Consider the following 26,706-nt stretch of genomic DNA (forward strand, 5'->3'; position numbering starts at 1 on the left):
GCGATCAGAGCTTGAATTTAGCCCATACCGGCGCATGGTCCGATGGCTTTTCCATGCTGCGGATATCGTAGTCGATCCCGGTTTCGATGCAGCGCTCAGCCAGCGGCGAGCTGGCCAGCAGCAGGTCGATACGCAGGCCACGGTTGTCGTCAAAGCCTTTTGAGCGGTAGTCAAACCACGAGAAGCGATCCTGGGTTTCAGGGTTCGCATGGCGGAAGGTATCCACCAGGCCCCAGCCCAGCAGGCGTTCCATCCACTCGCGCTCTTCTGGGAGGAAGGAACATTTGCCGGTACGTAGCCAGCGCTTGCGGTTCTCTTCGCCTATGCCGATATCCCGATCCGTCGGGCTGATATTCATGTCGCCCATGATCAGCACCGGATTCTCTTTTTTCAGTTCGGTTGTCAGGTAGTTCTGCAGATCCTGATAAAACTTCGCTTTGGCGGGGAATTTTGTCTCGTGGTCACGGCTCTCACCCTGTGGGAAATAGCCGTTAATGACCGTGATATTGCCAAGTGCAGAGGGCACTTCCGCCATGATGATACGGCGCTGCGCTTCTTCATTGTCCCCGGGGAAGCCGCGACGCACGGAAACCGGGGTTTCTTTGGTGAGCAGCGCGACGCCATAGTGACCTTTCTGACCGTGGTAGAAGACGTTGTAACCCAGTTTCGCGACCTCTTCGAGGGGGAACATGTCGTCGTGAACCTTGGTCTCCTGCAGGCCGATAACATCGGGCTGATGTTGCTCAACAATGGCTTCCAGTTGATGAGGACGGGCGCGCAGGCCGTTGATATTAAAAGAGACAAATTTCATAGTCGCTGCCAGTGCAAGGTGAATAGTGCATGGATGGTAGCAGAATTTGCATCAACTGTTACCGGGTTCGACCAATAACTGCGACAGATAATGCCGGTGGTGCAATATTTGCACCATCCTGACGCGTTTTGCCCCCGGACAGGGCGTAAATGGCCGGGAAATTTCGCGAGCGATCACAATTCCAGAATTATATTTGGCCTTTGCATACTCTTTCTTATTTTCATGCGGTAAAGCGCCGCTTATCGTAAAAATATTCACTTTTTATGCAGTAACAGTGAATAACTCCATATCATAACTCATTGATATTCTGTTACCTCAACCCGTTTATGCATTTTTATCGCTGGCTGGCACGAAGGCTGCAATCTACATTCACAGTGCAAACACTCAATTATTTAACATTCAAATAACCTTTTATTTACCGGATGAGGTCGCTATGTCTCTGTCAATTACGCGTGAAAATTTCGATGAATGGATGATGCCGGTATACGCGCCGGCGGCGTTTATTCCGGTTCGCGGGGAAGGCTCACGCCTGTGGGATCAGCAGGGGAAAGAGTACATCGACTTTGCCGGGGGGATTGCGGTGAATGCGCTGGGCCATGCGCATCCGGCGCTGCGTCAGGCGCTGAACGATCAGGCCGCGAAGTTCTGGCATACCGGTAACGGTTTTACCAACGAGCCTGCGCTGCGTCTGGCGAAAAAGCTCATTGACGCGACGTTTGCCGAAAAAGTCTTTTTCTGTAACTCCGGGGCGGAAGCCAACGAAGCGGCGCTGAAGCTGGCACGTAAATATGCCCACGACAAGTTCGGTACCCACAAGAGCGGGATTGTGGCATTTAAAAATGCCTTCCACGGACGCACGCTGTTTACCGTGAGCGCGGGCGGTCAGCCCTCTTATTCGCAGGATTTCGCACCGCTGCCGCCGGATATTCGCCACGGCATCTATAACGATCTGCAGTCTGCCAGCGAGCTGATTAACGACACCACCTGCGCGGTGATCGTCGAACCGATGCAGGGCGAGGGCGGCGTGCTTCCGGCGCAAAAAGCATTCCTTCAGGGGCTGCGCGAATTGTGCGATCGCCATAATGCGCTGCTGATTTTCGACGAAGTACAGACCGGCGTCGGCCGCACCGGCGAGCTGTATGCGTATATGCACTACGGCGTGACGCCGGATATTCTCTCAACCGCCAAAGCGCTGGGCGGCGGCTTCCCGATTGGGGCCACGTTGACGACCGATAAATTCGCCAGCGTGATGACCGTGGGCACCCATGGCACCACCTACGGCGGCAACCCGCTGGCGACCGCTGTGGCCGGACAGGTTCTCGACATCATTAACACCCCTGAGGTGCTGAAGGGCGTTAAGCAGCGTCACGACTGGTTTGTTGAACGTCTGAACGCCATCAATGGCAAGACCGGACTGTTCAAGGAAATTCGCGGCCTGGGGCTGTTAATTGGCTGCGAGCTCACCCCTGAGTTTGCCGGAAAAGCTAAACTTATTTCACAGGAAGCGGCAAAAATGGGCGTGATGGTGCTGATTGCCGGTGCCAACGTGGTGCGTTTTGCTCCCGCGCTGATTGTCAGCGAGGAAGAGGTGCAAACCGGTCTGGATCGATTTGCACTGGCGTGTGAAAAAGTGAAGTCCGGGGTGTCATCATGATGGTCATCCGTCCCGTTGAGCGCGGCGATATCGCCGGGCTCATGCAGCTTGCCGGTAAGACGGGAGGCGGGCTGACCTCGCTTCCTGCCGATGAAAAAACGCTGTCGGCGCGCATTGAGCGCGCCCTGCAAACCTGGCAGGGGACGTTGCCAAAAAGCGAACAGGGCTACGTGTTCGTGCTGGAAGATACCGAGACGGGGACGGTGGCCGGGATCTGCGCCATTGAAGTGGCCGTCGGCCTTAACGACCCGTGGTATAACTACCGCGTCGGCACCATGGTTCACGCGTCGAAAGAGCTGAACGTCTATAACGCGCTGCCGACGCTGTTTCTCTGTAATGACCACACGGGTGCCAGCGAGCTCTGCACGCTGTTCCTCGACCCGGCGTGGCGCAAAGAGGGCAATGGTTATCTGCTCTCCAAATCGCGCTTCATGTTTATGGCTGCCTTCCGCGATCGCTTTAACGAAAAGGTGGTCGCCGAGATGCGCGGCGTGATCGATGACACCGGCTACTCGCCGTTCTGGGAGAGCCTGGGCGAGCGCTTCTTCTCTATGGAGTTCAGCCGTGCAGACTATCTCTGCGGCACCGGCCAGAAAGCCTTTATTGCCGAGCTGATGCCGAAGCATCCTATCTATACCCATTTCCTTAGCCCGGAAGCGCAGGCGGTGATCGGCGAAGTGCATCCGCAAACCGCGCCAGCTCGCGCAGTGCTGGAGAAAGAGGGCTTCCGCTACCGTAACTATGTCGATATCTTTGACGGCGGACCGACGCTTGAGTGCGATATCGACCGCGTTCGCGCGATCCGTAAAAGCCGCCTGGTAGAGGTCTCTGAAGGTCAGCCCGCGCCAGGCGACTGGCCGGCATGTCTGGTGGCGAACGAAAATTACACCCACTTCCGCGCCATGCTGGTGCGGACTAACCCGAAATGTGAACGTCTGGTGCTAACGGCTGCAGAACTGGATGCCCTGAAATGTAACGCCGGCGATACGGTTCGTCTGGTGCGTCTCTGCCCTGAGGAGAAAACAGCATGACATTATGGATTAACGGTGACTGGGTAACGGGCGAAGGCGAGCTGCGCGTAAAGACCAATCCGGTAGGTAATGAGGTGCTCTGGAAGGGAAATGACGCCAGCCCCAGCCAGGTGGAACAAGCCTGTCATGCCGCGCGTCGTGCGTTTCCGGCGTGGGCCAAACAGCCTTTCGCCACGCGCCAGACCATTGTTGAAACGTTTGCCGGGCTGCTGGAGGCGAATAAAGCTGAGCTCACGCGCATTATTGCTTCCGAAACCAGTAAGCCACGCTGGGAAGCAGCAACGGAAGTGACGGCGATGATCAACAAAATCGCCATTTCGGTGAAGGCATACCATACCCGCACCGGCGAGCAACACACCGAGATGCCGGACGGCGCGGCGACGCTGCGCCATCGTCCGCACGGCGTGCTGGCGGTATTTGGCCCGTACAACTTCCCGGGACATCTGCCGAACGGCCACATTGTTCCCGCACTGCTGGCGGGCAATACCGTTATTTTCAAGCCGAGCGAGTTAACCCCCTTAACCGGCGAGGCGGTGGTGAAGCTGTGGGAACAGGCCGGGTTGCCGCCGGGCGTGCTGAACCTGGTGCAGGGCGGTCGCGAAACCGGTCAGGCGCTCAGTGCGCTGAGCGATATTGACGGTCTGCTGTTCACCGGCAGCGCCGGAACGGGCTATCAGCTGCATCGCCAGCTGGCGGGACAGCCGGAAAAAATTCTGGCGCTGGAGATGGGGGGCAACAACCCGCTGATTGTTGAAGACCCCGATGATATTGACGCCGCGGTGCACCTGACGATCCAGTCCGCCTTTATCACCGCCGGACAGCGTTGCACCTGTGCCCGCCGCCTGCTGGTGAAACGAGGCGCACAAGGGGATGCCTTCCTGAAACGCCTGGTCGACGTCAGCGCACGTCTGGTCCCCGCCGCGTGGGATGCCGATCCGCAGCCGTTTATGGGGGGACTGATTTCCGAACAGGCCGCGCTGAATGTGCTTAACGCCTGGCAAAACCACGTTGCGCGCGGCGCGAAAACCCTGCTGGAACCCAGGCAGGTACAGCCGGGAACCTCGCTGCTGACGCCGGGTATTGTTGAGATGAGCGGCGCGAGCAACGTGCCGGATGAAGAGGTCTTTGGCCCGCTGCTGTGCGTCTGGCGTTACGACGATTTTGATGCGGCGATTGCGATGGCAAACAACACCCGCTATGGCCTGTCGAGCGGACTCATTTCGCCGCATCGCGAGAAGTTTGATCAACTGCTGCTGGAAGCGCGCGCCGGGATTGTGAACTGGAATAAACCGCTGACCGGTGCGGCGAGCACCGCGCCATTCGGCGGCGTGGGTGCGTCGGGTAACCATCGCGCCAGCGCGTGGTATGCCGCGGATTACTGTGCATGGCCGATGGCGAGCCTGGAAACCCCGGCGCTGACGCTGCCGGAGACGCTCAGTCCGGGGCTGGATTTTAGCGAAGGGGATCGTCATGAAAGCGCGTGAAGTCAACTTTGACGGGCTGGTGGGGCTGACCCACCACTATGCCGGTCTCTCCTTTGGTAATGAAGCCTCGACGAAGCATCAGTTTCAGGTCTCCAACCCGAAACTGGCGGCGAAGCAGGGCCTGCAGAAAATGAAAGCGCTGGCAGATGCCGGGTTTCCGCAGGCGGTGATCCCGCCGCAGGAACGGCCGAACGTGGCGGTGCTGCGCCAGCTCGGCTTTACCGGGAGTGATGAGCAGGTGGTCGAAAAAGCGGGCACGCAAACGCCGCATCTGCTCTCGGCGGCGAGCTCCGCCTCCTCTATGTGGGTGGCGAACGCGGCGACCGTCGCACCGTCAGCCGATACGCTGGATGGCAAAGTCCATCTGACGGTGGCTAACCTGAACAACAAATTCCACCGCGCCACCGAAGCGGAAACCACCGAGCGCGTGCTGCGCGCTATTTTCAACCATGACGCCCATTTTGCGGTGCATCAGGCTCTGCCGCAGGTGGCGATGTTCGGCGACGAAGGCGCGGCCAACCATAACCGTCTCGGAGGCGACTATGGCGAGCCTGGCGTACAGGTGTTTATCTACGGGCGCGAGGAGGGCGGTCATTCTGCCCCCGTTCGCTATCCTGCCCGCCAGACGCTGGCCGCCAGCCAGGCGGTCGCTCGCCTGAACCAGGTCAATCCTTCACAGGTGATTTTTGCCCAGCAGAACCCGCAGGTGATTGACCAGGGCGTGTTCCATAACGACGTGATTGCCGTTTCCAACCGTCAGGTGCTGTTCTGCCATGAGCAGGCGTTTGCGCATCAGGAGAAACTGCTCGCGACACTGCGCGAACGCGTACCCGGCTTTATGCCCATTCAGGTGCCCACGCAGGCCGTCAGCGTGCAGGACGCGGTTGAAACGTATCTGTTCAACAGCCAGCTGCTGAGCCGCGATGACGGCAGCATGATGCTGGTGCTACCGCAGGAGTCACAGGATCATAAAGGCGTCTGGCAATACCTGACGCAACTGGTTAAGGCCGATAACCCCATTGACGAACTGCGCGTGTTTGATCTGCGTGAAAGCATGGCTAACGGCGGCGGTCCTGCCTGCCTGCGTCTGCGCGTGGTATTAACGCCGAATGAAATGCAGGCCGTTAACCCGGCAGTCATGATGAACGAAGCGCTGTTTACCACCCTTAATGACTGGGTGGATCGCTACTATCGCGACCGGTTAACGCAGGCGGATCTGATTGACCCGCAGCTTCTGCGTGAAGGGCGCGAGGCGCTGGACGCGTTGACATCAATCCTGCAACTGGGATCGGTTTATCCGTTCCAGCGCTAAAGGAGTGGGTATGGAAAATTTACTGGCGCTGACCCTGGCCGATGAAACGCCGGAACAGAAAGAGGGGGACGGCCCCTCATTCCGCTGGCGGTGGCTGGGGCGCGGGGTGCTTGAGCTGACGCCGACTACCGACAGCGAGCTGTCGCTGCTGCTCTCAACGGGCATTCACGGCAATGAAACGGCGCCCGTTGAGATTGTCGATTTGCTACTGCGTGCGTTATATCGCGGAGATATCACCCTTACGTGTCGCGTACTGGTGGTGCTGGGCAATCCGCCTGCGCTGGCGCAAAACAAACGTTACCTGGTGAGTGACATTAACCGCATGTTTGGCGGTCGCTGGTCGCAGTTTCCGCAAAGTGAAGAAACGGCAAGGGCCGCGTGGCTTGAGAATGTCGTGACCGCGTTTTTCTCCACGGCGGGGCCAGTGCGCTGGCATCTTGATCTCCATACCGCGATCCGCGCGTCTTACCATGTGCGCTTTGGCGTGTTACCGCAGCGGAATCAGCCCTGGGATGAAGCTTTTCTGCGCTGGCTGGGGGACGCCGGGCTGGAGGCGCTGGTCTTTCATCAGTCGCCGGGCGGAACGTTTACCCATTTTACCTGCGAACATTTTGCTGCCCTGGCCTGTACGCTGGAACTGGGAAAAGCGCTTCCTTTCGGTGAGAACGATCTGACGCGTTTTGCTCCCACGCATCTCGCGCTGCGGGCTCTGCTCGGGGGAGAGGCTCCCGACCATGAGCATCAGCCCGTTGAGCGGTATCGCGTCGTACAGCAGATCACCCGCCGCAGCGATGCTTTCCAGCTTCATATGGCCGCGCACACCCTGAACTTCACGCCGTTTCGCAAAGGAGCGCTGCTGGCGGAAGATGGGGAAGAACGTTACGAAGTGCAGAAAACAACGGAATATGTGTTGTTCCCTAACCCTACCGTCGCGTTTGGCCTGCGAGCGGGTCTGATGCTGGAAAAAATATCCTGAACCATTCCCCTCTCATCATCCGGGAGGGGAAAGTAAAAACGTTTCTTAACGTTTAAAGCGCTGGTCCTTGTTTTGCGGAATATTCCTGGTGAATTGCTTTATTATTCATCTTCACTTCGCTATACTTTTTCGAAATTGCTTTAAATTCATCGTTTTGAATATTTTTTGTTGCAACTCTCCACGCTTTATCCTTATTTCCTCCATATTTGGCGAAAAATTGTTTTTTACACTTTCATTGTTTTACTGTTGCTCTGACTAATTGACGATAAACCCCGTAAAGTTAATCTCGTCAACACGGCATAGCGCCGAAGAATAACTGAAAGAAAGGAAATAAATTATGCGTAAGTTTACTGCACTGTTTGTTGCTTCTACCCTGGCTCTGGGCGCTACCAGCATGGCGTTCGCCGCAGATACCGCAACCACTACTTCCGCACCGGCCGAAGGCAAAATGATGATGCATCATAAAGGCCCGGGTATGCACAACGAGATGATGATGTTTAAGGGGCTCAACCTGACGGATGCGCAGAAGCAGCAGATCCGCGACATCATGAAAAGCCAGCGCGACCAGATGAAGCGTCCTCCGCTGGAAGAGCGCCGCGCAATGCATGACATCATTGCCAGCGACACCTTCGATAAGGCGAAAGCCGAAGCGCAGATCGACAAAATGGCCGAGCAGCATAAAGCCCGCATGCTGGCCCACATGGAAACCCAGAACAAGATCTACAACATTTTGACCCCGGAACAGAAAAAACAGTTTAATGCCAATTTTGAGAAGCGTCTGACAGAACGTCCGGCGATGGAAGGTAAAATGCCAGCACCGACCGAATAATCGGTTCAACATCTTAAGACCGCCGGGATCCTGTCCACAAAAGCGCAACCGCTGTGGACAGGACCGGCGGTTTTTCTTTCCTGCCCTCTTGTCTGCCGCTGCCAGCGCGGTATTCTCCTGTAGTCGCTTCAGAGAATGTTTGTAGAGTCATGGCGTTAGCAATTTTATTGACGTTCCGCTAAGGCCTGCCCGCTTTGCTGCCGATACTGTGTCTGTGAATACCTAACGATAACAAACAAGACTGCAAGGGTAGCGATATCCTTGCCCTGGCACGGGTTGTGCCATTCAGGAGTGGTGATGGAGTTCTTTGATATCCGTAAAATGCCGGTCAGCCTCTGGCGTAATGGTGCTGGCGAAACGCGAGAAATTTGTTGTATCCCTCCCGCAACGCGCGATTTTTGCTGGCGAGCCAGTATTGCGACGATCGCCAGCAACGGCGAATTCTCCGCTTTTCCCGGAGTTGACCGGGTCATTACCTTGCTGGAGGGCGGGGAGGTGACGCTGGATGCCGGACAGGCGTTCCGCCATACTCTTAAACCGCATCAACCTTACCATTTTGCCGGCGATTTGCCGGTAAAGGCATTGCTTTCCGATGGCAGGATGGCGATGGACTTCAACATCATGACCCGGCGTGACTGCTGCAAGGCGAAAGTGCGCGTTGCCGACCGTACCTTTACTACGTTTGGCTCGCGTGGCGGCGTGGTGTTTGTGCTAAGCGGGGCGTGGCAGCTGGGTGATAAACTGCTGACGGCCGATCAGGGCGCCAGCTGGGAGGAGGGGACCCATACTCTGCGTTTGCTGGAGTCTCAGGGTACCCTGCTGTTCAGTGAAATTAACTGGCTGCCGGGTCACTGAGCATAATGACCTCAAATTTGCCGGTTAAGACGGGCTTGCAGAGGATTTTATAGCCATCCTGATCGAACCCGGCGGGGGTGCGTAACAGGGTTGCCGCGTCGCTTAAATCATCGACAGCCCCCAGCCAGAGCCAGTTATTGACGATGTGATACTGCGTCATCGTTTCACCCACTTCTTTTAGCGCCACGGCGCCCTCCCACGGCCAGCAGTTGATGCTGATGGCCGCAAGACCGCTCAGGAGGCGCGCGTGATGCGCCTCAACGCTCTCTTTGCCGCAGCAGGCGCCTGCGCAGCGCTTCAGCGCGGAGCGAAAACAGGCGCGGCCACGCGTGGTGCCTTCTAAACCTAAAAGGCTGTAGCAAAGCTGTAGCTCGTCGGCCAGTGTTTGCAGAGCCTGAAGGGCCGCGCGTTTGTTGGCAAATAATCCAAAAAGGTTTGGCGCATGAGAAAAATCGACGTCGCGGGCGTAAACCACCTGCGGCTTACCGTCGCTGATCTGCAGGGAACAAAGCTGACGGTTACGGCGCAGGCGCTTATTAAAGAGCGGTTGTTGCTCTTTTATCAGCCGGGCCTCCAGCAACAGCGCACCCATTTCTCCCGCTGTCTGAAACCAGGTGATGCGCCGCGACTGGCGCAGCATGGCGGCCTCATCCGGGGTACGCAGGTGGGATAACACCCGGCTGCGAATATTGACGCTTTTGCCGATATAAAGCGGCAAGGTGTCGCTTTCACCGTGAAAAATGTACACGCCAGGCTGTTTTGGCAGCGCCTCAAGCCAGGGGCGAAGGTGCTCGGGATATTCGTAGATAGCCGCCGCTTCAAACTCAAGACGCGGGGCGGATTGACGCCTGCTCACATATTACTCCGTATACTGTTCAGGTATACAGTGTAGCAGGTGCGCTGTGGTTAAAAAAGAGCCGGGTGGTGGCTACGCCTTACCCGGCCACATCGTGCGGTCTGTTGCCCTCACCCCAACCCTCTCCCACGGGAGAGGGGGCAAACACTAAAAACGGCAACGGGGTTGCCGTTTTGCGTTTATTTCCAGAAGTCGTCAAACACCGTAATCGGCGTGTGGCGCTTGTGTTCGGTTTTCAGATACCAACTTTCAATGATCTTCGCGGTACCTTCATCCAGCTGTTTGCCTTCCAGATAATCATCAATATTATCATAGGTGACGCCAAGGGCCGCTTCATCCGGCAGGGAAGGGCGATCGTCTTCCAGATCCGCCGTCGGTGCCTTTTTATACAAGTGCTCAGGACAGCCCAGCGCGGCAAGCAGCTGTTTACCCTGACGCTTGTTCAGACGGAAAATCGGGTTAATGTCGGTGCCGCCATCGCCATATTTGGTGAAGAAACCGGTGATGGCTTCTGCCGCATGGTCGGTGCCGACAACCACGCCTTTGGTCATTCCGGCGATGCTGTACTGGGCTTTCATACGCTCACGAGCTTTCTCGTTGCCGCGAACAAAATCGCTCAGCTCAATGCCCGCTTCGCGCAGTGCCTGCTCGCTTGCCAGCACCGCCCCTTTAATATTGACGGTGAGTACGCGATCGGGCTGGATGAACGCGATGGCATCCTGGCAATCCTGTTCATCGGCCTGCACGCCATAGGGAAGACGCACGGCGATAAACTGCAATTTCTCATCGCCCGTTTCTTCGCGAAGCTCTGAAATCGCCATCTGACAGAGTTTACCGGTCAGGGTGGAGTCCTGCCCGCCGCTGATGCCCAGCACCAGGGATTTCAGGAAAGCGTTCTTTCTTAAGTACGATTTTAAAAAATCCACGCTACGGCGGATCTCTTCATGTGCATCTACCGCGGGCTTCGCGCCCAGTGCCTGAATAATCTCGTGTTGCAGAGCCATCACGCCCTCCATATGCAGAACATAAACAGAATGTGTTAACTGTTAAAACTAACCCTTTGGACGAGAAACGACAAGGATCACAGTTTCGAGTGCGCTAATTTACGCCGATTTAGCAGGTTATCGTTGTTTTATTAGAATTTTCCGAAATTCGTCTGGCGTAATTCACAAAGTTGAACAATAGTACTTTTTATTCCATGCTTAGATAACACGCTGATAAACAAGAGGACGGAATATGAACAAGAACGTAGCAGGAATTCTTAGCGCAGCGGCAGTACTGACGATGCTGGCAGGGTGTACGGCTTACGATCGCACCAAGGATCAGTTTACACAGCCCGTGGTTAAAGACGTTAAAAAAGGGATGACCCGTTCGCAGGTCGCTGCGATCGCCGGTAAACCTTCTTCTGAAGTGACAATGATTCATGCGAAAGGGACCTGCCAGACCTATATCCTGGGTCAACGTGATGGTAAGGCAGAGACCTACTTTGTCGCCCTGGATGACACTGGTCATGTTATTAACTCCGGTTATCAGACCTGTGCTGAATACGACACCGATCCCCAGGCTCCAAAGGCTCAGTAACCCAGCTTGTCTGAAGATGTTAACGAACCGGCCCATGGGCCGGTTTTTTTGTGTATACGTAAATCTTATTTCTTTGCGCGAATTATTTGCCCGAAATGTGAAGGTAGTCAACAAGCCAGGTCAATGAGAGACAATTTCAACCTGTTCAGAATTATCTCCTGTCTGTACCATTGCGTATACTCACTCCAACGACAAACAACAGTATGCAAACTACCTGTCTGCCGGGACAGCAAGTCGAGTGATAGCGCGATGGCAGGTAGACCTACAAGAGGGAAATTACGATGGAAAAGAAACATATCTACCTGTTCTGCTCAGCGGGCATGTCAACCTCACTGCTGGTGTCAAAGATGCGTGCGCAGGCTGAAAAGTATGAAGTCCCTGTGGTGATTGAAGCGTTTCCAGAAACGCTGGCGGGCGAGAAAGGCCAGAAAGCCGATGTTGTTTTACTGGGGCCGCAAATCGCCTATATGTTGCCCGAAATACAACGACTGCTACCCAACAAACCGGTCGAAGTGATCGACTCGGGGCTGTATGGCAAGATTGATGGTTTAGGTGTTCTGAAAGCTGCTGTGGCAGCCATTAAAAAAGCTGCTAATTAATTTTATTTTTCCCGTCAAAGAGTTATTTCACACACAATACGCCGTAACACGAGTTACGGCATTTAAGGGTATTTACCTATGAGTAAAGTCATCGCTTCACTTGAAAAGGTACTCCTTCCTTTTGCTGTTAAAATAGGAAAGCAGCCTCACGTTAATGCCATTAAAAACGGCTTTATTAAATTAATGCCGTTGACGCTGGCCGGGGCCATGTTCGTTTTAATTAACAACGTTTTTCTGAGCTTTGGTGAAGGTTCCTTCTTTTATTCATTAGGCATTCGGTTAGACGCTTCCACAATTGAAACCCTTAATGGTTTTAAAGCCATCGGCGGCAACGTATATAACGGTACGTTAGGTATTATGTCGCTGATGGCGCCTTTCTTTATTGGCATGGCACTGGCAGAAGAGCGAAAAGTGGATCCGCTGGCTGCCGGGTTATTATCCGTTGCTGCATTTATGACCGTCACACCTTACAGCGTAGGGGAGGCGTATGCCGTCGGCGCCAACTGGTTGGGTGGGGCGAACATCATCTCCGGTATTGTTATCGGTCTGGTGGTGGCGGAAATGTTCACCTTTATTATTCGTCGCAACTGGGTTATCCGCTTGCCGGATAGCGTACCGACGTCCGTTTCTCGTTCATTTTCCGCGTTGATTCCGGGCTTTATTATTCTCTCCATTATGGGGATTATTGCCTGGGCGCTCTCTCACTGGGGCACGAACTTCCACCAGATCATCATGGATTCTATCTCCACGCCGCTGGCGTCGATGGGTGGTGTGGTCGGTTGGGCGTATGTGATTTTCACCTCTCTGCTGTGGTTCTTCGGCGTACATGGTTCACTGGCACTGGCTGCGCTGGATAGCGGAATTATGACCCCGTGGGCACTGGAAAACGTGGCACTTTACCAGCAGTACGGCTCCGTTGACGCGGCGCTGGCAGCAGGTAAAACCTTCCATGTGTGGGCGAAGCCGATGCTTGACTCCTATATCTTCCTGGGTGGTACCGGGGCGACCTTGGGTCTGATCATCGCGGTCTTTATTGTCTCTCGTCGTGCTGACTATCGTCAGGTAGCTAAACTGGCGCTGCCATCAGGTATCTTCCAGATTAACGAACCGATTCTGTTTGGCCTGCCAATCATCATGAACCCGGTCATGTTCATTCCGTTCATCCTGGTTCAACCACTGCTGGCAGCCATCACCCTGACGGCTTACTACATGGGCATTATTCCGCCGGTGACCAACATTGCACCGTGGACCATGCCAGCGGGGCTGGGCGCGTTCTTCAATACCAACGGTAGCGTCGCGGCCTTCCTGCTGGCGATATTCAACCTCGGGATTGCGACCCTGCTCTACATGCCATTCGTGGCGATTGCGAACAAAGCTGCCACCATCATTGATGAAGAAGAGAGCGAAGAGGACATTGCCCTCTCACTGAAATTCTAAGATTGACCGACGCGGGGAAACCCGCGTCAGCCACAAGGAGCTTAAACATGTTAGATTTGGATAGTATCGTCGCAGACGACGCCGCAGAGAACGATCTTGAAGAAGTGGTGATGGGGCTTATCATCAACTCCGGGCAGGCCCGCAGCCTGGCGTATGCCGCACTGAAGCAGGCCAAGCAGGGTGATTTTGCCGCCGCGAAAACCATGATGGAACAGTCCCGTACCGCGCTGAACGAAGCGCACCTGGTGCAGACAAAGCTTATTGAAAGCGATCAGGGTGAAGGAAAGATGAAGGTCAGCCTGGTGCTGGTACACGCGCAGGATCACCTGATGACCTCCATGCTGGCGCGCGAGCTGGTGGCGGAGTTGATTGAGCTTCACGAGAAAATGCACTAAGTCGGATGTTGCAGCAGGAGGTCAGCACGATGGAAATTAAAACCGCACTTGAACAGCAGCTGTTTAATGGCAAAAATTTTCACGTGGTTATCTACAACAAGACGGAGAGCGCCAGTGGTCTGCACCAGCATGACTACTACGAGTTCACGATTGTTCTGACCGGCCGCTACTACCAGGAGATCAACGGTAAGCGCGTCCTGCTTGAGCGAGGGGATTTTGTCTTCCTGCCGATGGGGTCCTATCACCAGAGCTTTTACGAATTCGGTGCAACCCGCATTCTGAATGTCGGCGTCAGCAGGCGCTTCTTTGAAAAGCACTATCTGCCGCTGGTACCGTTCTGCTTTGTGGCGTCTCAGGTTTATCGCGTGAAAAACGAGTTCATGACCTGGATTGAAACGGTTATTGCCTCGCTTAACTTCCGTGAAAATGAATTTGACGAGTTTATTGAAACGGTGACTTTCTATGTGATGAACCGGCTGCGTCATCATCGTGAAGAGCAGCAGGTGACGGATGATATTCCACAGTGGCTGCGCAGCACTGTTGAACTGATGCACGATAAAGCCCAGTTCAGTGACAATGCGCTGGAGAATATGGTTTCCCTGTCGGGGAAATCCCAGGAATATTTGACCCGCGCGACGCAGCGGTATTATCGTAAAACACCCGTGCAAATTATTAATGACATTCGCATTAACTTTGCCAAAAAACAGCTGGAAATTACTAACTACTCGGTCACCGATATTGCTTACGAATCGGGATACAGTAGCCCCAGCCTGTTTATTAAAACGTTTAAGAAATTAACGTCATTCACCCCGAACAGTTACCGCAAAAGTTTGACGGTAATGAATTAACTTTCGGCGGTTTTATCCGCCACGAATATTGCTTTAATGGCTTGCCCAAATAGCGGGAAGAGTACGCTATACCTTGCAGGCGATTAACCTGATACGCAAAGGGAGATATTATGCAAAAGAAATTAAAAGTCGTAACCATTGGTGGCGGCAGCAGCTATACCCCGGAATTACTTGAAGGTTTTCTGAAACGTTATCATGAATTACCGGTCAGCGAATTATGGCTGGTGGACGTGGAGGAAGGTCAGGAGAAGCTGAATATTATTTTCGACCTGTGCCAACGCATGGTTGAGAAAGCGGGCGTACCTCTGACCGTGCATAAAACGCTGGATCGTCGACTGGCGCTGAAAGATGCAGATTTCGTAACCACCCAGCTGCGCGTTGGCCAGTTGAAAGCGCGTGAACTGGACGAGCGTATTCCGTTGAGCCACGGTTATCTCGGTCAGGAAACTAACGGTGCCGGTGGCCTGTTCAAAGGCCTGCGTACCATTCCGGTTATTTTCGACATCGTTAAAGACGTGCAGGAAATCTGTCCAGACGCGTGGGTGATTAACTTCACTAACCCGGCAGGGATGGTGACCGAAGCGGTTTATCGTCATACCGGTTTCAAGCGCTTTATTGGCGTCTGTAATATTCCAGTCGGCATGAAAATGTTTATCCGTGACGTGCTGGAACTGACCGATAATGACGATCTCTCTATCGATCTGTTCGGTTTGAACCATATGGTGTTCATTAAAGATGTCATCGTGAACGGAACATCGCGTTTTGCTGAACTGCTGGACGGGGTCGCCTCGGGTCGTCTGACCGCTGCGTCTGTGAAAAACATCTTTGACCTGCCGTTCAGCGAAGGGCTGATCCGCTCGTTGAATCTGCTGCCGTGCTCCTACCTGCTTTATTACTTCAAGCAGAAAGAGATGCTGGCCATCGAAATGGGCGAGTATTACAAGGGGGGCGCGCGGGCGCAAATCGTTCAGAAAGTTGAGAAGCAGCTGTTCGACTTGTATAAAGATCCGAACCTGAACGTCAAGCCGAAAGAGCTTGAGCAGCGCGGCGGGGCCTATTATTCCGATGCGGCGTGTGAAGTGATCAACGCCATCTACAACGACAAGCAGGCGGAGCACTACGTTAACGTGCCGCACCACGGCCACATCGACAATATCCCGGCTGACTGGGCCGTTGAGATGACCTGCATTCTGGGACGCGATGGCGCTAAACCGCATCCGCGCATTACTCATTTTGATGACAAAGTTATGGGTCTGATCCACACCATTAAAGGCTTTGAAGTGGCGGCAAGTCAGGCGGCGCTGAGCGGCGAGCTGAATGACGTGCTTCTGGCACTGAACCTCAGCCCGCTGGTGCATTCCGACCGCGATGCGGAGCAGCTTGCAGCAGAGATGATCCTGGCGCATGAAAAATGGTTGCCGAACTTTGCCGCCACGATTGAGAAGCTGAAGTTCAAACACCACTGAGAGGACGCACAATGGAAAACCTGCTGATCGTTAATGCTGATGACTTTGGCCTCTCGAAAGGTCAGAACTACGGCATTATTGAAGCCTGTCGCCGGGGGGTTGTGACATCCACTACGGCACTGGTTAATGGTGAAGCGGTTGAACACGCGGCGCAGCTAAGCCGCGACGTGCCTGAGCTGGGCGTCGGGATGCATTTTGTGCTGACGCTCGGTATGCCGCTTACGCCAATGCCGGGCCTGACCCGTGACGGACAGTTAGGTAAATGGATTTGGGAACAGGCGGAGCAGGACGCTCTGCCGCTGGAAGAGATTGCCCGCGAGCTGGACTGTCAGTTCAACCGCTTTGCTGATCTGTTTGGTGATCTGCCAACACACATCGACAGCCATCACCACGTGCATATGATCCCGGCTATTTTCCCGATCGTTGCGGCGTTTGCCCAACGCAAAGGCGTAGCGATGCGCGTGGATCGTGAGGTACAAGGGTTGCAGGACAGTGCGGTGACAACCACCGCAGGGTTCAGCAGCGCGTTTTACGGCGAGGCGATCGACGAAGCGCTGTTCCTGAAGGTGCTGGATGATTCAGCAGCCCGGGGAGAAAAGTCACTGGAAGTCATGGCGCACCCCGCATTTGTCGATAATATCGTGCGCAAGAGCGCGTACTGCTGGCCGCGCCTGGCGGAGCTGGATGTGCTGACGTCGCCGTCGCTGAAATACGCGATTGCCGAACGAGGGTATCGGTTGGGGACATTCCGGGATCTGTGAGAAGTGCCGGGGGGCGGCTTCGCCTTACCCGGCCTACGAACGACCTGCAAACTGTTGTAGGCCGGGTAAGCGCAAGCGCCACCCGGCTTTTTTTACGCCGGGATCTGGTCAATCTTGCTGCTGCGTGACCAGACGCGGTGCGCGGCGAGCAGGTCAAACAGCTTCGTCATAAAGGCGTCGTCCACGTTATCGCCCTCGACAATGCCGTCCTCACCTTGCTCGGCAACCTTCAGCTGGGATTTAAACTGACGCGCATCGCCGGACAACGCGATCGGTTTCAGGTGCTTATAAGCTTCCAGCAGGTAATAGACGGCGTCACCGTTGGTCAACAGGCTGGCAATATCCCCGCACGGCACAATCACCGCATCGACGGTCAGCGAGGGTGCCCCGGCAAAGGTCGCAGCCACCGGCAGCACGGAACCGTCATCAGCCGTCACTTCACCCATTCGGGAATAAAGCAGTTTGGCGTGTACGCCCTGGGTTTTCAGCGCCTGCATAATGCCCAGTACGTCACTGGCCCGGGTTTTATCGTTCAGCAGGATGGCGACCACGCGGCCTTTAATTGAGCCACCTGGCACCGCATACAGACTCAGCGACGGATCTTTCTTCACGCCGTTGACCTCTTTTGGCGGAGCAAGGTTGCGCTGCTCGTCAGTCAGGGTAATACCCAGGTTATCCGCCACGCTCTGGGCGAGCTGAATATCAATGTGCGCAAGCTGATCGACCACGCGCTCGCGTATGTAGGTGCGCACCACCTTACTTAACTCGAAGCTAAAGCCGCCGATGATGTGCTGCTGCTCAATCGGCGTCTGGCTGTTCCAGAACAGGCGAGGATGGGCGTAATACTCGCCGAAGGAAGGGCTGCGCTCGCGAATTTTGTTGCCATCGATACGCTCCTGGTACGACTCAAAACCTCCGCGTTTCGGGCCTGGCGGTGTTTCGCGCGGCCAGTTATCGTTGATCGAGTTAGGCTCGTAGTTAGCCGGATTGGTATCAATATCCTGACGATGCATCCCGTCGCGCTGGAAATTGTGGTACGGGCAGGTCGGACGGTTAATTGGAATTTCGTGGAAGTTCGGCCCGCCAAGGCGGCTGATCTGCGTATCGGTGTACGAGAACAAACGTCCCTGTAAGAGCGGATCGTTGGTGAAATCCAGTCCCGGCACGATATGCCCCGGGTGGAACGCGGCCTGCTCGTTCTCGGCAAAGAAATTATCGGGGTTGCGGTTGAGCACCATTTTCCCCACCAGTTGAACCGGCACCAGCTCCTCGGGGATCAGTTTGGTCGGGTCAAGAAGGTCGAAATCAAACTTAAATTCGTCCTCTTCCGGAATGAGCTGCAGGCCCAGTTCATATTCAGGGAAATCGCCGGCTTCAATGGACTCCCACAGCTCACGACGATGGAAGTCTGGATCGCGCCCGGTCAGCTTCTGCGCCTCATCCCACACCAGCGAGGCTTTGCCCGCCACCGGCTTCCAGTGGAACCGGACGAACGTGGCTTTTCCTTCCGCGTTAATCATACGGAAGGTGTGAATACCAAACCCCTCCATCGTGCGATAGCTGCGCGGAATACCCCGGTCAGACATCGCCCACATCACGTTGTGTAACGTTTCAGGTTGCAGAGAGATATAGTCCCAGAAGGTGTCGTGCGCACTTTGTCCCTGCGGTATGGCCCAGTGGGGCTCCGGTTTTACCGCATGGACAAAGTCAGGAAATTTATGCGCATCCTGAATGAAAAACACCGGGGTGTTATTGCCCACCAGATCAAAAATACCCTCTTCGGTATAAAACTTGGTGGCGAAACCGCGAATATCACGCACCGTGTCTGCCGAACCCGCGCCCCCCTGTACGGTGGAGAATCGGACAAACACCGGGGTAATTTTATCCGGGTCGGAGAGGAAATCTGCTTTGGTGATCGCTTTCAGGCTCTTGTACGGCTGGAAGTAGCCATGCGCAGCCGAGCCGCGCGCGTGAACGATACGTTCCGGAATTCGCTCGTGGTCGAAATGGGTAATTTTTTCCCGCAGGATAAAGTCTTCCAGCAGTGTGGGGCCGCGCGAGCCGGCGCGAAGAGAGTTTTGATCGTCAGCAATGCGCACGCCCTGATTGGTCGTGAGTGCAAAACCTTCACCACCTTTACGGTGTGGCTCAAGCGATTTCAGCTTCTCGTTCCCGGTGTCCGGCGATTTCATGCTTCCCGGTGCGGTAGGCTGTTCGCCGGGGGCGGAAGGGCCTGGCGAGGGGCGGTGAGAGCCGTCAGCAGGGGCGAGAGAGTCCATACCCGGTTGAGATTCTTCAGTGCCATGAATCGGTGATTGATGTGTATTATCTTTGTTCGACATTGCACGCTTCTCCTTTATCCATTGCTAAAAACCCTATTAAGGATAGAACAATGTCGTGAGATAGCTCGCGAACTAAGAGTTTTCACATGCCGCCATTAACGAAAGGAGCCCTCTCAGCCATTCGGAGCGCGACGGAAGGGAGCAGAATCGGCTATCATAGAATTTTCCTGCTTCAAGAATTTGCTTTAGTGAACCCGTCGCTTATGAAACCTCTTCGTCAACAAAACCGCCAGGTTATTAGCTATGTGCCCCGCGTGGAACCCGCGCCGCCTGACCATGCCCTGAAAGTGGAGGGTTTTCGTGATGTCTGGCAGCTTCGTGGTAAATATGTGGCGTTTGTCCTGATGGGGGAGCATTTCCGTCGATCGCCGACGTTTTCCGTGCCGGAGTCTGCCCAGCGATGGGCGGTGCAAATCCGCCAGGATGAAGAGGTTGAAGAATAACAGCCATAAAAAAACCGCCTGATGGCGGTTTTTTTATTTCCCGGCAATTACCGGTGCGCCAGTTCGGCGTCGTCTTCACTTTCCAGAATGGCCTTGTCGGTCTGCTTCAGCCACTGGCTGGTCAGCGTACCGGCGGTCATGGAGCCGCTCACGTTCAGCGCGGTACGACCCATGTCGATCAGCGGTTCAACGGAGATCAGCAGCGCGACCAGCGTCACTGGCAGACCCAGTGCAGGCAGCACAATCAGCGCAGCGAAGGTTGCGCCGCCACCAACACCGGCAACACCGGCGGAACTGATGGTCACAATGCCGACCAGCGTGGCGATCCAGACCGGATCCAGCGGGTTGATACCCACGGTCGGGGCAACCATCACCGCCAGCATCGCCGGGTAGAGACCCGCACAGCCGTTCTGACCGATGGTGGCACCAAAGGACGCAGAGAAGCTGGCGATAGATTCTGGCACGCCCAGGCGACGGGTCTGCGCTTCAACGTTCAGAGGAATAGACGCGGCGCTGGAGCGGCTGGTGAAGGCAAAGGTCAGTACCGGCCAGACTTTGCGGAAGTATTTCAGCGGGCTGACGCCGTTCACGCCCAGCAGGATACCGTGCACCACGAACATGATGCCCAGGCCCAGATAAGAGGCGACGACAAAACTGCCCAGCTTAATGATGTCCTGCAGGTTAGAGCCCGCTACCACTTTAGTCATCAGCGCCAGCACGCCGTATGGCGTCAGCTGCATGACCAGACGCACCAGCTTCATCACCCAGCTTTGCAGGGTATCAATCGCCGTCAGCACACGCTCGCCTTTCGGCGCATCGTCTTTCAGCAGCTTCAGTGCGGCCACACCGAGGAATGCCGCGAAGATCACCACGCTGATGATGGACGTTGGGCTGGCGCCGGTCAGGTCAGCAAACGGGTTCTTCGGAATGAAGGAGAGCACCATCTGCGGAACCGTCAGATCGGCTACTTTACCCACGTAGTTGGTTTGAATCGCGGTCAGGCGTGCTGTTTCAGCCGTGCCCTGCACCAGACCTTCGGCCGTCAGGCCAAACAGGTTGGTTACCAGCACCCCCACCAGCGCGGCAATCAGCGTGGTAAACAGCAGGGTACCAATGGTCAGAAAACTAATTTTACCCAGTTGAGTGGCGTTATGCAGGCGGGCAACGGCACTCAGAATAGAGGCGAACACCAGCGGCATCACGATCATCTGCAGCAGCTGGACATAGCCGTTGCCGACAATGTTGAACCACTGAATAGAGTCTTTCAGAACTGGATTATCGGAGCCATAAATCGCCTGCAACGCCAGACCAAATACGACACCCATGGCCAGACCAACCAGCACTTTTTTCGCCAGGCTCCACTGTTTGTGGCGCGTCTGCGCGAGAAGCAATAGCAATACAACGAACACAACAACGTTCGCGATGAGTGGAAAATTCATCCCCGTTCTCCTGATTTATTATGGGATCGGTTTTTCCCGATCCTGTTGGCGGAAGGTTAGCAGAAGTGTGATGTCGCGCTTATATCCAAATGGAATGGTTTATGACAAACGGAATGATTTTGTTGGTTTACTGTTCAATCTGGTGATGAATGAAGCGATTGAACTGAAATTGCAGCGAATTGATCATCTGCGAAGACCAGCGCACTGCACTGTTTTCGGGCAATGTCTGTGGCATCCAGACGGCGTAAGCGAAGAGCGCCATGCACAATACGCGCTCAAGCTGGTTCCCTTTCTGTGGCGCAAGGATGGGAAAACGAAAGCGCCAGCGACACGGCCAGAGAAGTGGAACGCCAGCGGGCGTCAGCATATCGGCAAGAATATGGCTTAAGTAGCCGAGCACCATCCCCTGAATGGCATCAGCAGGGACGATCCAGCTTTCGGGCACTTTTAAATAAAAAAGGGTAAGCAGCCCAAAAACGGCCAGCAGGCTGTGCGTAAACCCCCGGTGGCCGAACGCGCGGGCGATGGGTTTCGAGACCCACTTCAGGCGTTGCCCAAGAAATGATTTGGGATGATCAATATCGGGCAGCAGACAGGTCAATACGGCGGAAGGGACAATATGCCACCAGTCCCCCTGTGCGAGCACGGGAGTGAGTTCAGCGTTTTTGGCAAATACTGCGCACGCTATGGAAAAAAGGAGGTGGCCTTCCGCCGTCATGATAAAACCCACGAAACTGTCAATTCATACAGTATAGGGTTTTTATACAGTAGGCGGAAGAGGTGACGGTGTAACTGTTTGTCACAAATGGAGCATGTTGTTAGCCGCCCTTAAGGTGATGCGCCGTGAGTTCTGTCAGCGAATTAAGCTTCACATCGGCAAGGGCAAAACGGGGATCGTGGCGGCCTTCCTCTGCCGGAACCACAATGGAGCGCATACGTGCGGCTTTGGACGCGATCATGCCGTTAACGGAATCTTCCAGCGCGACACAGGTAAGCGGATCAAGACCCAGCTTAGCGGCACAGTCCATATAGACCTGCGGATGCGGTTTGCTGTAGGGCAATTTTTCAGCTGACGCCAGGGCGTCAAAACTGTCGCGCAGCTCAAACATAATGAGCACTTTTTCCAGCATATGCAGCGGTGAAGCGGAGGCCAGGCCCACCTTCAGCCCCTGAGCCTTACACAACGCGACCGCTTCACGCACGCCAGGCAATAGCGGCTTGTTCTCCTCCACCAGCGCGATGGCGCGGCTGATAATGCGCGCGGTGACTTCGTCGCGATCTGGGCCACTCCACGGCTGGTGGGCGTACCAGAGGTCTACGACCATATCAATGCGCAGGCCCAGCGTGTCGGGAAGTTCATTACGGCGGCTGATATCAACGCCCAGGCTGGCCATCACGTCCAGCTCGGCGCGATCCCACAACGGCTCGGAATCAATCAGTAATCCATCCATGTCAAAAATAGCGGCAAGTATCTGGCGCGGTGTCGACATCACAACGTCTCCTTATCCAGGGTGTTCGACAGACGATAAGTGCTAAGCACACTTAGCAATTTAGCATATTGCTTTCAAAGATCGGGCGAAAATGCTGTCCAGCAGGTAGACTTAGCCACAAATAACGCGTCTTTATGAAGAGGAACTGATGACGTATCAACAAGCTGGACGCATTGCTGTCTTAAAACGTATTGCTGGCTGGGTGATTTTTATTCCCGCCGTCATCTCTACGCTGATTTCTGTGCTCAAATTTATGTACGATCACAGCGAAAAACAGCCAGGCATTAATGCCGTCATGCTTGATTTTGCGCATGTCATGATTGAGATGATGCGGTTCAACACCCCGTTCCTGAATATCTTCTGGTTCAACTCGCCAACGCCGGATTTTCACCAGCAGCTTAATATTGGGTTCTGGGTCATCTATGCGTTGATTTTTATTGCCATGGCGTTACAGGCATCCGGTGCGCGAATGAGTCGCCAGACCCGTTTTCTGCGCGAAGGCGTTGAGGATCAGTTAATTCTGGAACAGGCGAAAGGCCCGGAAGGAATGAGCCGGGAGCAGATTGAATCCCGCATTGTGGTACCGCGTCACACCATTTTCCTGCAAATTTTCCCGCTCTATATTCTCCCCATTATCATCATTGTGGCGGGATACTTCTTCTTCTCTCTGCTGGGTTTTCTCTGACAGATGAGGGTGGCGGCACGGCCACCCGATTTGTCCCTATGCCGCAAGTACGCGTTCAAGCGCACGCTGGGCGTTGACCAGATGCTGCCCGCCAAAAAGGATAGCGCGGTTCATCAGCGTATAAAGCTGATACACCGGTTGGCGCTCGAGAAAATCGGACGGCAGAGGGGAGACTGACTGATAGCCATCATATATTTGCGGGGGCTGCTCTGGATGCAGGGGCAGCATGGCCAGATCGCACTCTCTGTCACCCCAGTAGCAGGCCGGGTCGAAGATATAGGGGCCGTTGGGACCCAGCGCGCAGTTGTCGGACCATAAATCGCCGTGCAGTAGAGATGCCTGCGGCTGATGGGTGGCCAGGCGCTGTTGTACATGCTCAACGATGGCATCAATATTGCCAAATTCCAGCCCTTTTTCGGCGGCCAGTTCAAGCTGCCATCCGATGCGCTGTTCGGCAAAAAACGTCGACCACCGACGCTGCCAGGCGTTGGGCTGTGGGGTAGTGGAAAGGTCGTTGTCAAAATCGAGCCCAAACTGGGGCTGGTCGCTCCACTGGTGCAGGCGCGCGAGCTGTTGTCCAAGAATGAAGGCGTTATGGGCATCCAGCGGGCGGGGAGGGAGATAGTCCATGACCAGGAAACTGTAGTCCCGGTCGCTGCCCAGAGCCAGCACCTGCGGTACTGTCACCGTTTTACTGCGAGACAACAGTTCCAGCTGGTCGGCTTCAGCGGTGAATATCGGGAGCAGTTCTCGCTCATCACACTTCACGAAAAGATCGCGTCCTGCGTAGCGTAAATGCCACGCGGCGTGGATCTCTCCGCCTGGCAGTTCGTTACGCAGTTCAATTTCACCTTCACCCAGTTGCTCACTTAAAAGATGACTGATAGCCTGCCACATGTTGACTCTCCCATGTTGTCTGCCAGATCATAAAGTTAGCGCATAATTGCGGTAAAAAAATACGAACTAACGCACACCTGAGCGGTTTAAATTCATGCAGCGCACTTATTGTTCTTTTTTGTGCCAGCTTTCCCACGTTTCCACGGTGATGTCGGCGGGCTTGTCGGTCACACTTTCCACCAGGCTGGCGGCCAGGGCGTGAACGTCTTCTTCACTCAGGGCCGCGATCAAACCAAATGTCAGCGTGCCTAAATCATGAATATGGCCGTCATCGTCCGTCAGCGTGAGCAGAAAATTCGCGCGAGTAAAGGCGTTATTGAGCTCGTTCAGCTCGGTCAGTGACGCTTCACGAAGATTGATGGTTGCGACATAGCGGGTGATCTCACCACTGCTCATAATTCACCTCGTTGTTATTCTGAAAGTTTTTTTAGCATAGTCGATATGCCATATTTGGCGACTTTAAGGTAAATTCCCCTTCGATTGGGAAGGGGAATAGAGGTCAGTCTTTTGAAAGGTAATCGACGATTTTCTGCGTATCGGCAAGCGAACACAGCCGCGTCCCCTGATTAATGGTGGCGGCACTCCCCGCCGCGACGCCATAACGCGTCATTTCCAGAAGAGAAGCACCCTGCGCCAGTTTTAGCGCCATCGCGCCGACCATGCTGTCGCCCGCACCCACGGTACTCTGGCTTTTCATGGGCGGCGGCACAACCTGCACAAAGCCCGTCTTGTCGACAGCCAGTGCCCCCTGAGGACCGAGAGAGACGACCACGCGGTGCGCTTTGCCGCTGCGAACCAGTTCTTCTGCGGCGGTACGCACGTCATCAGGCTGGTTAAGTTCGCGATTCACAAGCGCGCTAAGCTCTTTCTGGTTAGGTTTAACGAGTTCAAGATGCCCGGGGACTAACGCTGCCTGCAGGGCTTCACCTGAGCTGTCGACGATGCAGCGGATACCACGCTGAAGCACTGACTTAACCAGCGCCGTCAGCTTTTCCGTTTTGACGCCTGGCGGCAGACTACCGCTAATAACCAGCAGTGAGCCGCTTTCAATGGTCAGTACCTTCTCTTCAAGTTGACGAAACTCATCATCGCTCAGTCTGGCGCCCGGCATCACGAAACGATACTGTTCCCCGCTGGATTCGACGTGGACATGCAGATTCTGCCGGGTCCAGTCCTGGGCCGCTACGGTGTCTACGGTAACCTGTTCATCCGCCAGCAAAGAGACCAGATGTTCCCCCGTGGCACCCCCGGCAGGGAATATGGCGGTGGCTTTACCGCCAAGATGGGTAATGGCGCGCGCCACGTTAATGCCGCCGCCGCCCGGCTCAAACACAGGGGCGCTACAGCGTAGTTTACCTTCAGGGTAAATGTGCGGGGTGATAGTCGCGGAGTCGAGGGAAGGGGAGAGCGTCAGCGTATAAATAGAAGCCATCATAACCTCCTTTTAGTATGGGTTCTTTTAAGCCTGGCACCGATCGACAGGAAGGCAATGTAAATAACAGTATGATTTTAAAAATGAATGCTGAAACAATCGCGATAAAAGATATATAAAATAAAACGCGCTTTGGGATCGTTCTTATTCAAAAAATGAAATAAGAAAATATTGCTATGTTATTTGCGCCTTTTTATAATTTGTTACCTTTCTCTGGACGCCTTGTCATTGATCCTCAAGAAAGTTTCCGAGACCGTGGTGGTCTCTTTTTTTGTTGTACGGACTCCTTAAATAAAATGAAGCTTTTGAAGACAGTACCCGCAGCACTGATGCTGGCGGGTGGCGTATTTGCATCACTGAATGCAACCGCCGATGACACCGTTTTTACTGTCATGGACGATCCCTCCACTGCCAAAAAACCCTTCGAAGGTAATCTGAATGCCGGGTATCTCGCGCAATCAGGTAACACAAAAAGCTCTTCTCTGACGGCGGACAGCACCCTGACCTGGTACGGTAATACCACAGCATGGTCGCTGTGGGGGAATGCCAGCAACACGTCCGCTAACGATGAACGCTCTTCCGAGAAATATGCGGCAGGTGGACGTAGCCGTTACAACATGACCGACTATGACTACATATTCGGTCAGGCAAGCTGGTTAACCGACCGTTATAATGGCTATCGCCAGCGTGATGTATTCACGACGGGTTATGGTCGTCAGTTCCTGAATGGGCCTGTACACAGCTTCCGTTTTGAATTCGGTCCTGGTGTTCGCTACGACGAGTACACCAACGGCGAAGATGAAACCCAGCCGCTGGGTTATGCGTCAGGTACCTACGCATGGCAGATGACCGATAACACCAAATTCACTCAGGGTGTGTCTGTGTTTGGTGCCGAGGATACAACGCTGAACTCTGAAAGTGCCCTGAACGTGGCTATCAATGAACACTTCGGTTTGAAAGTGGCCTACAACGTGACCTGGAACTCTTCACCACCAGCAAGCGCGCCTGAACATACCGATCGCAGAACCACCGTTTCACTGGGTTATAGAATGTAATCATGGCGGGCCGAAAATATCGGCCCGT

27 protein-coding genes are annotated in these 26,706 nt (G+C 54.6%); 17 read left to right on the forward strand and 10 right to left on the reverse strand.

Going from position 1 to position 26,706, the window contains the following annotated elements:
- Window positions 1–4: 4 nt before the first annotated feature.
- Window positions 5–811 (reverse strand): exodeoxyribonuclease III, encoded by an 807-nt coding sequence (gene xthA / locus ABFI50_RS17980; RefSeq protein WP_014883464.1) that lies wholly within the window; start codon window positions 809–811, stop codon window positions 5–7.
- Window positions 812–1,244: 433 nt separating this feature from the next.
- Here xthA and ABFI50_RS17985 point away from each other — a divergent pair, with 433 nt between their 5' ends.
- The 7 genes from ABFI50_RS17985 to ves all read left to right on the forward strand — a co-directional run bounded on the left by ABFI50_RS17985 (window position 1,245) and on the right by ves (window position 8,952).
- On the forward strand, window positions 1,245–2,465 hold the full coding sequence (locus ABFI50_RS17985; RefSeq protein ID WP_023332757.1) for an aspartate aminotransferase family protein: 1,221 nt from the start codon (window positions 1,245–1,247) through the stop codon (window positions 2,463–2,465).
- The gene (gene astA, locus ABFI50_RS17990) at window positions 2,462–3,496 is read left to right on the forward strand and encodes an arginine N-succinyltransferase (protein ID WP_023332758.1); all 1,035 of its coding nucleotides are present in this window, start codon (window positions 2,462–2,464) and stop codon (window positions 3,494–3,496) included. The genes ABFI50_RS17985 and astA overlap by 4 nt, the downstream gene beginning before the upstream one ends.
- Window positions 3,493–4,980, forward strand: coding sequence for a succinylglutamate-semialdehyde dehydrogenase (gene astD / locus ABFI50_RS17995; protein WP_045135053.1), 1,488 nt, complete (start codon window positions 3,493–3,495; stop codon window positions 4,978–4,980). The genes astA and astD overlap by 4 nt, the downstream gene beginning before the upstream one ends.
- On the forward strand, window positions 4,967–6,292 hold the full coding sequence (gene astB / locus ABFI50_RS18000) for an N-succinylarginine dihydrolase (protein ID WP_048996556.1): 1,326 nt from the start codon (window positions 4,967–4,969) through the stop codon (window positions 6,290–6,292). Before astD ends, astB begins: the two co-directional genes overlap by 14 nt.
- 10 nt (window positions 6,293–6,302) lie before the next feature.
- A complete protein-coding gene (astE, locus tag ABFI50_RS18005; protein WP_032636902.1) occupies window positions 6,303–7,268 on the forward strand; it encodes a succinylglutamate desuccinylase in 966 nt (321 codons plus the stop codon).
- Window positions 7,269–7,605: 337 nt separating this feature from the next.
- Entirely contained in the window at window positions 7,606–8,097 is a 492-nt protein-coding gene (gene spy / locus ABFI50_RS18010) for an ATP-independent periplasmic protein-refolding chaperone Spy (protein WP_176260575.1), read from the forward strand.
- Between the two features lie 297 nt (window positions 8,098–8,394).
- Window positions 8,395–8,952 (forward strand): environmental stress-induced protein Ves, encoded by a 558-nt coding sequence (gene ves, locus ABFI50_RS18015; protein WP_014883471.1) that lies wholly within the window; start codon window positions 8,395–8,397, stop codon window positions 8,950–8,952.
- Here ves and cho read toward each other — a convergent pair.
- Entirely contained in the window at window positions 8,930–9,808 is an 879-nt protein-coding gene (gene cho, locus ABFI50_RS18020) for an excinuclease Cho (RefSeq protein ID WP_014883472.1), read from the reverse strand. The two genes, ves and cho, sit on opposite strands and share 23 nt — an antisense overlap.
- Before the next feature lie 179 nt (window positions 9,809–9,987).
- Complete coding sequence (gene nadE, locus ABFI50_RS18025; protein ID WP_023332763.1) at window positions 9,988–10,812, reverse strand: ammonia-dependent NAD(+) synthetase; 825 nt, start codon at window positions 10,810–10,812, stop codon at window positions 9,988–9,990.
- A 232-nt stretch (window positions 10,813–11,044) separates the two neighbouring features.
- On the opposite strand from nadE, the gene osmE reads away from it, so the two are divergent.
- From osmE to chbG, 7 genes are all read left to right on the forward strand, one after another.
- Window positions 11,045–11,389 (forward strand): osmotically-inducible lipoprotein OsmE, encoded by a 345-nt coding sequence (gene osmE / locus ABFI50_RS18030; protein WP_010430142.1) that lies wholly within the window; start codon window positions 11,045–11,047, stop codon window positions 11,387–11,389.
- 281 nt (window positions 11,390–11,670) lie between these two features.
- Window positions 11,671–11,988, forward strand: a complete 318-nt coding sequence (gene chbB / locus ABFI50_RS18035) for a PTS N,N'-diacetylchitobiose transporter subunit IIB (RefSeq protein ID WP_014883474.1) — start codon at window positions 11,671–11,673, stop codon at window positions 11,986–11,988.
- 78 nt (window positions 11,989–12,066) lie between these two features.
- Window positions 12,067–13,425, forward strand: coding sequence for a PTS N,N'-diacetylchitobiose transporter subunit IIC (gene chbC, locus ABFI50_RS18040; RefSeq protein ID WP_014883475.1), 1,359 nt, complete (start codon window positions 12,067–12,069; stop codon window positions 13,423–13,425).
- Window positions 13,426–13,472: 47 nt separating this feature from the next.
- Complete coding sequence (gene chbA, locus ABFI50_RS18045) at window positions 13,473–13,820, forward strand: PTS N,N'-diacetylchitobiose transporter subunit IIA (RefSeq protein ID WP_014883476.1); 348 nt, start codon at window positions 13,473–13,475, stop codon at window positions 13,818–13,820.
- Window positions 13,821–13,825: 5 nt separating this feature from the next.
- Entirely contained in the window at window positions 13,826–14,668 is an 843-nt protein-coding gene (gene chbR, locus ABFI50_RS18050) for a transcriptional regulator ChbR (protein WP_071819744.1), read from the forward strand.
- Between the two features lie 110 nt (window positions 14,669–14,778).
- Entirely contained in the window at window positions 14,779–16,134 is a 1,356-nt protein-coding gene (locus ABFI50_RS18055; RefSeq protein ID WP_342858786.1) for a 6-phospho-beta-glucosidase, read from the forward strand.
- Between the two features lie 11 nt (window positions 16,135–16,145).
- A complete protein-coding gene (gene chbG, locus ABFI50_RS18060; RefSeq protein WP_333185932.1) occupies window positions 16,146–16,895 on the forward strand; it encodes a chitin disaccharide deacetylase in 750 nt (249 codons plus the stop codon).
- A 92-nt stretch (window positions 16,896–16,987) separates the two neighbouring features.
- Here the strand turns inward: chbG and katE are convergent, their stop codons facing one another.
- On the reverse strand, window positions 16,988–19,237 hold the full coding sequence (katE, locus tag ABFI50_RS18065) for a catalase HPII (protein ID WP_023332767.1): 2,250 nt from the start codon (window positions 19,235–19,237) through the stop codon (window positions 16,988–16,990).
- A gap of 203 nt (window positions 19,238–19,440) precedes the next feature.
- Here katE and cedA point away from each other — a divergent pair, with 203 nt between their 5' ends.
- Window positions 19,441–19,680 carry a cell division activator CedA gene (gene cedA, locus ABFI50_RS18070; RefSeq protein WP_014883481.1) on the forward strand — a complete coding sequence of 80 codons (240 nt, stop codon included), beginning with the start codon at window positions 19,441–19,443 and terminating at the stop codon, window positions 19,678–19,680.
- Window positions 19,681–19,727: 47 nt separating this feature from the next.
- Here cedA and tcyP read toward each other — a convergent pair whose 3' ends face one another.
- The 3 genes from tcyP to hxpB form a co-directional block, all read right to left on the reverse strand.
- Window positions 19,728–21,119 carry a cystine/sulfocysteine:cation symporter gene (tcyP, locus tag ABFI50_RS18075; RefSeq protein WP_014883482.1) on the reverse strand — a complete coding sequence of 464 codons (1,392 nt, stop codon included), beginning with the start codon at window positions 21,117–21,119 and terminating at the stop codon, window positions 19,728–19,730.
- Window positions 21,120–21,246: 127 nt separating this feature from the next.
- On the reverse strand, window positions 21,247–21,837 hold the full coding sequence (locus ABFI50_RS18080) for a metal-dependent hydrolase (protein ID WP_014883483.1): 591 nt from the start codon (window positions 21,835–21,837) through the stop codon (window positions 21,247–21,249).
- A 100-nt stretch (window positions 21,838–21,937) separates the two neighbouring features.
- Window positions 21,938–22,609, reverse strand: coding sequence for a hexitol phosphatase HxpB (hxpB, locus tag ABFI50_RS18085; protein ID WP_023332770.1), 672 nt, complete (start codon window positions 22,607–22,609; stop codon window positions 21,938–21,940).
- Window positions 22,610–22,757: 148 nt separating this feature from the next.
- On the opposite strand from hxpB, the gene ABFI50_RS18090 reads away from it, so the two are divergent.
- Complete coding sequence (locus tag ABFI50_RS18090) at window positions 22,758–23,294, forward strand: YniB family protein (protein ID WP_045135058.1); 537 nt, start codon at window positions 22,758–22,760, stop codon at window positions 23,292–23,294.
- A gap of 36 nt (window positions 23,295–23,330) precedes the next feature.
- Here ABFI50_RS18090 and ABFI50_RS18095 read toward each other — a convergent pair whose 3' ends face one another.
- The 3 genes from ABFI50_RS18095 to pfkB form a co-directional block, all read right to left on the reverse strand.
- A complete protein-coding gene (locus ABFI50_RS18095) occupies window positions 23,331–24,191 on the reverse strand; it encodes a fructosamine kinase family protein (RefSeq protein ID WP_047626968.1) in 861 nt (286 codons plus the stop codon).
- A 105-nt stretch (window positions 24,192–24,296) separates the two neighbouring features.
- On the reverse strand, window positions 24,297–24,587 hold the full coding sequence (ghoS, locus tag ABFI50_RS18100) for a type V toxin-antitoxin system endoribonuclease antitoxin GhoS (protein WP_045135059.1): 291 nt from the start codon (window positions 24,585–24,587) through the stop codon (window positions 24,297–24,299).
- Between the two features lie 103 nt (window positions 24,588–24,690).
- Window positions 24,691–25,623: a 6-phosphofructokinase II gene (gene pfkB, locus ABFI50_RS18105; protein ID WP_347486132.1), complete on the reverse strand. Its 933-nt coding sequence runs from the start codon at window positions 25,621–25,623 to the stop codon at window positions 24,691–24,693.
- A gap of 296 nt (window positions 25,624–25,919) precedes the next feature.
- Here pfkB and ABFI50_RS18110 point away from each other — a divergent pair, with 296 nt between their 5' ends.
- Window positions 25,920–26,678, forward strand: coding sequence for a YdiY family protein (locus tag ABFI50_RS18110; protein ID WP_014883489.1), 759 nt, complete (start codon window positions 25,920–25,922; stop codon window positions 26,676–26,678).
- The last annotated feature ends 28 nt before the right edge of the window (window positions 26,679–26,706 follow it).

It is taken from the genome of Enterobacter sp. HNDS-6 (genome assembly GCF_039850505.1).
Lineage (GTDB): Bacteria > Pseudomonadota > Gammaproteobacteria > Enterobacterales > Enterobacteriaceae > Enterobacter > Enterobacter kobei.

What these genes read in the sequence shown, in the direction of transcription:
- astA (WP_023332758.1), top strand. Translation starts at nt 2,462, where the DNA reads ATGATGGTCATCCGTCCCGTTGAGCGCGGCGATATCGCCGGGCTCATG.
- astE (WP_032636902.1), top strand. Translation starts at nt 6,303, where the DNA reads ATGGAAAATTTACTGGCGCTGACCCTGGCCGATGAAACGCCGGAACAG.
- nadE (WP_023332763.1), bottom strand. Translation starts at nt 10,812, where the DNA reads ATGGCTCTGCAACACGAGATTATTCAGGCACTGGGCGCGAAGCCCGCG.
- ves (WP_014883471.1), top strand. Translation starts at nt 8,395, where the DNA reads ATGGAGTTCTTTGATATCCGTAAAATGCCGGTCAGCCTCTGGCGTAAT.
- cedA (WP_014883481.1), top strand. Translation starts at nt 19,441, where the DNA reads ATGAAACCTCTTCGTCAACAAAACCGCCAGGTTATTAGCTATGTGCCC.
- hxpB (WP_023332770.1), bottom strand. Translation starts at nt 22,609, where the DNA reads ATGTCGACACCGCGCCAGATACTTGCCGCTATTTTTGACATGGATGGA.
- ABFI50_RS18110 (WP_014883489.1), top strand. Translation starts at nt 25,920, where the DNA reads ATGAAGCTTTTGAAGACAGTACCCGCAGCACTGATGCTGGCGGGTGGC.
- chbB (WP_014883474.1), top strand. Translation starts at nt 11,671, where the DNA reads ATGGAAAAGAAACATATCTACCTGTTCTGCTCAGCGGGCATGTCAACC.
- ABFI50_RS18090 (WP_045135058.1), top strand. Translation starts at nt 22,758, where the DNA reads ATGACGTATCAACAAGCTGGACGCATTGCTGTCTTAAAACGTATTGCT.
- astD (WP_045135053.1), top strand. Translation starts at nt 3,493, where the DNA reads ATGACATTATGGATTAACGGTGACTGGGTAACGGGCGAAGGCGAGCTG.
- ABFI50_RS17985 (WP_023332757.1), top strand. Translation starts at nt 1,245, where the DNA reads ATGTCTCTGTCAATTACGCGTGAAAATTTCGATGAATGGATGATGCCG.
- ABFI50_RS18080 (WP_014883483.1), bottom strand. Translation starts at nt 21,837, where the DNA reads ATGACGGCGGAAGGCCACCTCCTTTTTTCCATAGCGTGCGCAGTATTT.
- ghoS (WP_045135059.1), bottom strand. Translation starts at nt 24,587, where the DNA reads ATGAGCAGTGGTGAGATCACCCGCTATGTCGCAACCATCAATCTTCGT.
- chbC (WP_014883475.1), top strand. Translation starts at nt 12,067, where the DNA reads ATGAGTAAAGTCATCGCTTCACTTGAAAAGGTACTCCTTCCTTTTGCT.
- pfkB (WP_347486132.1), bottom strand. Translation starts at nt 25,623, where the DNA reads ATGGCTTCTATTTATACGCTGACGCTCTCCCCTTCCCTCGACTCCGCG.
- xthA (WP_014883464.1), bottom strand. Translation starts at nt 811, where the DNA reads ATGAAATTTGTCTCTTTTAATATCAACGGCCTGCGCGCCCGTCCTCAT.
- osmE (WP_010430142.1), top strand. Translation starts at nt 11,045, where the DNA reads ATGAACAAGAACGTAGCAGGAATTCTTAGCGCAGCGGCAGTACTGACG.
- chbR (WP_071819744.1), top strand. Translation starts at nt 13,826, where the DNA reads ATGTTGCAGCAGGAGGTCAGCACGATGGAAATTAAAACCGCACTTGAA.
- ABFI50_RS18095 (WP_047626968.1), bottom strand. Translation starts at nt 24,191, where the DNA reads ATGTGGCAGGCTATCAGTCATCTTTTAAGTGAGCAACTGGGTGAAGGT.
- spy (WP_176260575.1), top strand. Translation starts at nt 7,606, where the DNA reads ATGCGTAAGTTTACTGCACTGTTTGTTGCTTCTACCCTGGCTCTGGGC.
- chbA (WP_014883476.1), top strand. Translation starts at nt 13,473, where the DNA reads ATGTTAGATTTGGATAGTATCGTCGCAGACGACGCCGCAGAGAACGAT.
- tcyP (WP_014883482.1), bottom strand. Translation starts at nt 21,119, where the DNA reads ATGAATTTTCCACTCATCGCGAACGTTGTTGTGTTCGTTGTATTGCTA.
- astB (WP_048996556.1), top strand. Translation starts at nt 4,967, where the DNA reads ATGAAAGCGCGTGAAGTCAACTTTGACGGGCTGGTGGGGCTGACCCAC.
- ABFI50_RS18055 (WP_342858786.1), top strand. Translation starts at nt 14,779, where the DNA reads ATGCAAAAGAAATTAAAAGTCGTAACCATTGGTGGCGGCAGCAGCTAT.
- katE (WP_023332767.1), bottom strand. Translation starts at nt 19,237, where the DNA reads ATGTCGAACAAAGATAATACACATCAATCACCGATTCATGGCACTGAA.
- chbG (WP_333185932.1), top strand. Translation starts at nt 16,146, where the DNA reads ATGGAAAACCTGCTGATCGTTAATGCTGATGACTTTGGCCTCTCGAAA.